Origin of the sequence: Aquiflexum sp. (assembly GCF_041749095.1) — a bacterium.
GTDB lineage: Bacteria > Bacteroidota > Bacteroidia > Cytophagales > Cyclobacteriaceae > Aquiflexum.
Genome location: NZ_JBGTCA010000356.1, coordinates 1 through 5587, shown reverse-complemented (window position 1 = coordinate 5587; position 5587 = coordinate 1). Strand labels below are relative to the sequence as shown.

Sequence of the window (5587 nt, the reverse complement as noted above, 5' to 3'; positions counted from 1 at the left end):
CCGATTGTCAGGATTAATCCAAAAATTTCGTTCTTCTTCATAGGAATTTTTCATTTTTTTTAAGTGGGTTTTTTTCTTGAGTTTCATTGAGTTTTTAAGGTTTGACTGAAATTTTGTTTGTGATTTTAAGAGAATAAAAATGATAAAAATCGCTACTGGGTAAGGATAATGTCAATAATTATAAGGGTATTTAAATTCTAAGAAATGTAGGAAAAAATTATGAAATAATGTACTAATAACCTGATAGTTATGAAAATATATTTTTGATTTTTAAGGGTCTCAATTTACTTGAAACCTTAAATGATTTTTTAATACATCATCCTACCTAATATCTTTGATTTAAGTTGAATAGACGGAAACAATTCCAAGCTTTGGTTTATTACCAAATCTCTGTGACATAATTTATTCTATGGTAAAAATCAATTGGACCTCACTTCCAATAGAAGTAGATTCCCCGAAATTCTACAGAGGAGGCTTTCATTCGCATTTGATTTTGAGTTATATCAAAAAAGTTGAGAAGCTTCTTTCAGAAGACGCCACCAATCTAAAATCTACCTTCTAAAACCTGCATATCGGCAGGCAGGTCTAAAATCAATCCTCTCACTTCACCACCAAAAGCGGGACATGCGTATGATAGGCCATTTCCAGACTGGTGCTTTTGTTGAAAAGATATTCAAAGAAAGTTTTGTTCTTATAAAACATGACCAACATTGCACCTGGATTTTGGTTCAGGTATTGCTCGATTCCTTTATTGACATCTTTGGAATTTAGAACCGTGAAGCTGATCTCCTGATCAGGATATTGTTCTTTGATCAAAACTTCCAATCCTTTAAATTCTATATCCTTTCCGAAGGTTCCATTTGTATTTACATGGAAAAACTCATATGGCAATTTTAAACCCTTTGTTAGAAAAAAAAGCTTTTTAAAATACTTCTCGTCTTCATTTTCCAATTCAATTGCAACTGAGATTTTATTTTCTTTACCCCAATCCGAGTCTGATGGAATAGCCAGGACCGGGACATTGGACTCTTTGATGACATGTCCTGTGTTGGAACCGATCAATGCTTTTTTGATGCCACTTGCGCCTTGGGTTCCCATGACTATCAGGTCATAATCTTCCCGGAGGGCAATTGAAGTTGCTGCTGTTGCAACTGTGCCCTGCACGATCTTGTAATCAAAATGAAGACCTTCTGCCTGGCCTTTATCGACAGCTTTTTTAAGTTCTTTTTTCGCATCCTGTTCTATTTGGCCGATGATCTCTGTGGCTGAGAAGCAAAATCATAGACGGCATAAAACGCATACAGTAAGGTGATCGAAGCATTTTTATGTTTGGCTATTTTTTTGGAAAATTCCAATGCGTTGTCGGCGTTTTCGGAGAAATCTGTAGGGACGAGGATTTTCATGGAAAGGGTGTTTTAGTTTTTTAGACTTTTTCAGAATGATTTGATAATATTTTGGGACATTGTTCTTTCATATTTTGAAATCACAATTCATTAATTGTGTTCTCTAAAGATACCCCAAGCTACAAGAATTTTTGGTTCTAAATCCTGATTTTTATCAGTTTCCCACTGGATTTTTACTCTTTTTAGTCTGATTACATATCTTATAAATTTGGAGGCAAAAAGAACTTTAAATCCCGGAAATCCTTTATTCAAGTAAAATTTCCAAAATAAGTGAAAAGAGATATTGATTATTTGATCTTTACACAGATTAAAGATAAACATCATCTCATAATGTAACATCCGTCACATTATTAGGGTTTTAATTTTAGTAGTTTTGATTTATTGAATATAAACAGAAAATGAAAATATTATTTCTTAGTTTATTGGCCTTTGGAATTTTTCCGCTTACAAATGGATTTCAGTTTAACCAATTACTAAAGCATGCCGAAATGAAAGAAGTTTCTATAATACAGTTCGAAGATGATGGTTTAGCCCATTTCAGTTACGCAATACAAGTGGGAAATGAAATGATCTTGGTAGATCCGGGAAGAAATCCCCAGCAATATTATGACCATGCATCATCAAAAGGAGCGAAAATAGTAGGTGTGATTGAAACCCATCCCCATGCGGATTTTGTAAGTTCACACTTGGAAATACATCAAACTACCGGCGCAACTATTTACATCAGCATGCTTGCAGGGGTTGATTATCCTCACAAAACTTTCGATGAAGGGGATGTCATCAAACTGTCCAATAATATAAGGTTAAAAGCGATCAACACACCGGGACATTCGCCTGATGGCATATCCATCATAGTGGAAGAAAACGGGAAAGATGTAGCAGTATTTACAGGCGATACGCTATTTATCGGTGATGTGGGAAGACCGGATCTAAGAGAATCAGATGGGGATTTGATGGCTACTAGAATTGAACTTGCAAAAAAAATGTATGACAGTACAAGAGAAAAACTGATGGTCTTGGACGATGAGGTAATTGTTTATCCTGCCCACGGCGCAGGTTCTCTTTGTGGAAAGGCAATCAGTGATAAAACAAGCAGTACAATAGGTGCGGAGAAATTGACAAACTATGCTTTGCAGGAGATGACAAAGGAAGCGTTTGTGGAATTATTGTTGGAAGACCAACCATTTATTCCAAAGTACTTTCCATATAATGTTGAGTTGAATATTAATGGAGCACCTGCATATCAAACATCAAAAGATAAAGTATCCAGACTTGAAAAGAATGAGAAAATTGATAGCGGAATTGTGGTGGTTGATAGTAGAAATCAAGAGCAATTTAAAAAGTCACATATTCAAGGGGCGGTCAATATCATGAACGGGGCCAAATTTGAAACATGGTTAGGGAGTATTGTACCTCCCAGATCAAATTATTATTTAGTTGCAGAGAGCGAGGAGAGTTTGGATAAACTGATTTCAAAAACAGCAAAAATAGGATATGAACCCTTTATTAAAGGGGCATTTGTGTATGATGAAAAGGGAGGGGAGAAAATGGAAATTTTTGACCAACAAGCTTTTGATTCCAATAGAGAAGCTTTTACTGTCATAGATATCAGAACTACAGGTGAAGTATCCAAAGAAAAAGTTTTTAAAAATGCCATCAATATCCCCTTGTCGGAGTTAATGGAACGTACAGATGAAATTCCAACTGATAAGCCTGTTGTGGTGCATTGCGGAACAGGGTACCGTTCTGCCATTGGTAGCAGTATTATTCAAAATGAATTAAAAAATGTAAAAGTCCTTGATATGGGTTCGGATGTTAAGGATTATATCAAATGATAATTAGTTGTGGTTTATGGGAATACCGAAAAAGGCATCCAAGTGGATTGTCTTTTTCTTTTAATTCGATAAATTGTAGAGATGGATTTAGATAAATATATCAAAATAATTGGGGATTCTTACTATGGATACTGGGATTACCTGGTCAGCGAGATGTTTTATCCTTCTTGGCAAAATTATTTTTGGTGGTTGCTCGGGCTCTCAATAGGCGTATGGTTACTGGAAATTTTTCTCCCTTGGAGAGAAAAACAGCCTATATTCCGAAAGGACTTCTGGTTGGATGGTTTTTACATGTTCTTCAATTACTTTTTGTTTTCACTCATTGCCTACAATGCCATTTCCAATGTCGCTGTTGAGGTTTTCAATGATTTTCTGGGTTGGTTTGGGATAGAAAATTTGGTGGCGCTTCATATTGAAATCTGGCCAAGATGGACCCAGTTTTTGCTGATGTTTATTTTAGCGGATTTTATACAATCGAATGTTCACAGAATGTTGCATAGGGTACCCGTGTTATGGGAATTTCACAAAGTACACCACTCAGTGGAACAAATGGGATTTGCGGCACATTTGAGATTCCATTGGATGGAAACCATCATCTATAAAACTGCTCAGTATATCCCTTTGGCCATGATCGGTTTTGGTTTGAAGGATTTCTTTATCATGCATATTTTTACCACGGCGATTGGGCATTTCAATCATGCCAATTTGAAAATCACTTATGGCCCGCTTAAGTACGTTCTCAACAATCCTATGATGCACCTTTGGCATCATGCCAAGTACCTTCCAAAAGACAGAAAGTATGGGGTTAATTATGGTATCACGCTAAGTCTTTGGGATTATATCTTCAAAACAGATTATATTCCCCATGAAGGAAAGGATGAACCTTTGGGCTTTGAGGGTATGGAGGATTTTCCCAAGACTTTCTTGACCCAGATTTCTTATCCATTCGCAAAAAATAAAAAAGCAAAGCCAAAATTGCATCCGCTTTCAGAATTGACAGATTCACCTAATGAAAAATTCCATGAAAGAGTTAATTAATAATTGGATATATGTTGTCATTCTGTGTTTGACTTTGGGCCTTGCACCATTTGTACCGGAACCACATATCTGGGGCAAAATCAAATGGATAGCAGGTGGCGCTAAAGGAATGGAATGGACCGATTGGTTAGATTTTGTCTTCCATGGTATCCCATGGGCATTATTGATCAGGTTGGCATTTCTAAAGGGCAAGGAACGATTATTCTCTTGATCGGTATTGGAATTAGAAAGATATTTTTCAGTGTGATTTTAGTTACGAATTATAACTTGGGCAAGGGTTAAATTTGTATTCGATAAAACAATCACAACATGTTTAATTTCTTTAGAATCAAGCCAAAAAATTATACAGACCTTTATTGTGAAGAGTTCAATAAGGGGAAGAATGCAAAAGATGCTGTCATCATTGATGTAAGGTCAGCAGGTGAATTCCGATCAGGAAAATTAAAAGGAGCAAGAAATATTGATATCATGAGTTCTAATTTTAAGGCTCAAATTCAAAATTTGCCAAAAGATAAAAAGTATTATATCTATTGCAGAAGCGGCAACAGAAGTGGTCAAGCTTGTGAAATAATGAGTGAAATGGGTTTTGAACATACCTATAATATGGCTGGTGGGATCATGAGTTGGCCATATGATGTGGTTTAATTGGGTTGAATATTGAAAAGTCCATCGGAAGAATTCTTCAGGTGGATTTTTTTTTAATTGATATCGGATTTATCTAATTGTTCATTTTGGCTTTAGTATCGTCCTTTCAAATGTTTTCTTTTTAATATTATCATAGTTGTATGGAACCACGAAATACTTATCGTTTGCCCATTTTGGAAAAAGATTTTTGTAAAATGGACTTTCCGGATCACCCGATTGTCCTGGAGTATTGATCCCTAAAGTGCCTTCCCAATCTCCTGTATCAACAATTATCCTAAAAGAAGCTCCTGCAGTAGTATTGTCACCATACGAATTGGCAGAAGGGGTAAAGCTATACCCGCCACGGGGTACAGGCCCAATATCCAGTTTATTTCTCCATTCTGCTGATAGGGCCAGACTTAGTGGATGTCTTATCATTGCATGTTTGTAATCTGATTGACCATATTGCCATTTGGATTGATCGGGGCCGAGTTTATTTTCAAGTTCAGTCAAAGCCAATTCAAAACATTGCTTTAGGAACTTATCCCTTTCTTGGATCGGGTTATTGTTGAATATCTTAGATGGATCTTCAAGCCATGAAATGATCTTGGTCAATTGGATAGATCCCACCCAAAGGAGAGCCTCTTTGGGAACAACCACGTTTTTGATCTCAAACCTTATTTTCCT

At 36.2% G+C, this 5587-nt stretch carries 7 protein-coding genes; 4 read left to right on the top strand and 3 right to left on the bottom strand.

Annotation, left to right across the window (positions count from 1 at the left end):
* Positions 1 to 600: 600 nt before the first annotated feature.
* Complete coding sequence (locus tag ACEW8O_RS15980) at positions 601 to 1245, bottom strand: universal stress protein (RefSeq protein WP_373495626.1); 645 nt, start codon at positions 1243 to 1245, stop codon at positions 601 to 603.
* On the bottom strand, positions 1242 to 1403 hold the full coding sequence (locus ACEW8O_RS15975; RefSeq protein WP_373495625.1) for a universal stress protein: 162 nt from the start codon (positions 1401 to 1403) through the stop codon (positions 1242 to 1244). The genes ACEW8O_RS15980 and ACEW8O_RS15975 overlap by 4 nt, the downstream gene beginning before the upstream one ends.
* 398 nt (positions 1404 to 1801) lie before the next feature.
* Between ACEW8O_RS15975 and ACEW8O_RS15970 the strand changes: the two genes are divergently transcribed.
* The 4 genes from ACEW8O_RS15970 to ACEW8O_RS15955 all read left to right on the top strand — a co-directional run bounded on the left by ACEW8O_RS15970 (position 1802) and on the right by ACEW8O_RS15955 (position 4921).
* Positions 1802 to 3238 carry a rhodanese-like domain-containing protein gene (locus ACEW8O_RS15970; RefSeq protein WP_373495624.1) on the top strand — a complete coding sequence of 479 codons (1437 nt, stop codon included), beginning with the start codon at positions 1802 to 1804 and terminating at the stop codon, positions 3236 to 3238.
* A gap of 81 nt (positions 3239 to 3319) precedes the next feature.
* Positions 3320 to 4276 carry a sterol desaturase family protein gene (locus ACEW8O_RS15965; RefSeq protein ID WP_373495623.1) on the top strand — a complete coding sequence of 319 codons (957 nt, stop codon included), beginning with the start codon at positions 3320 to 3322 and terminating at the stop codon, positions 4274 to 4276.
* Positions 4260 to 4487 carry a hypothetical protein gene (locus tag ACEW8O_RS15960; protein WP_373495622.1) on the top strand — a complete coding sequence of 76 codons (228 nt, stop codon included), beginning with the start codon at positions 4260 to 4262 and terminating at the stop codon, positions 4485 to 4487. The genes ACEW8O_RS15965 and ACEW8O_RS15960 overlap by 17 nt, the downstream gene beginning before the upstream one ends.
* Before the next feature lie 98 nt (positions 4488 to 4585).
* Entirely contained in the window at positions 4586 to 4921 is a 336-nt protein-coding gene (locus ACEW8O_RS15955) for a rhodanese-like domain-containing protein (protein ID WP_373495621.1), read from the top strand.
* Between the two features lie 81 nt (positions 4922 to 5002).
* Here the strand turns inward: ACEW8O_RS15955 and ACEW8O_RS15950 are convergent.
* Positions 5003 to 5587: penicillin acylase family protein (locus tag ACEW8O_RS15950; protein WP_373495620.1), on the bottom strand; the 585-nt coding region annotated here is incomplete at its 5' end.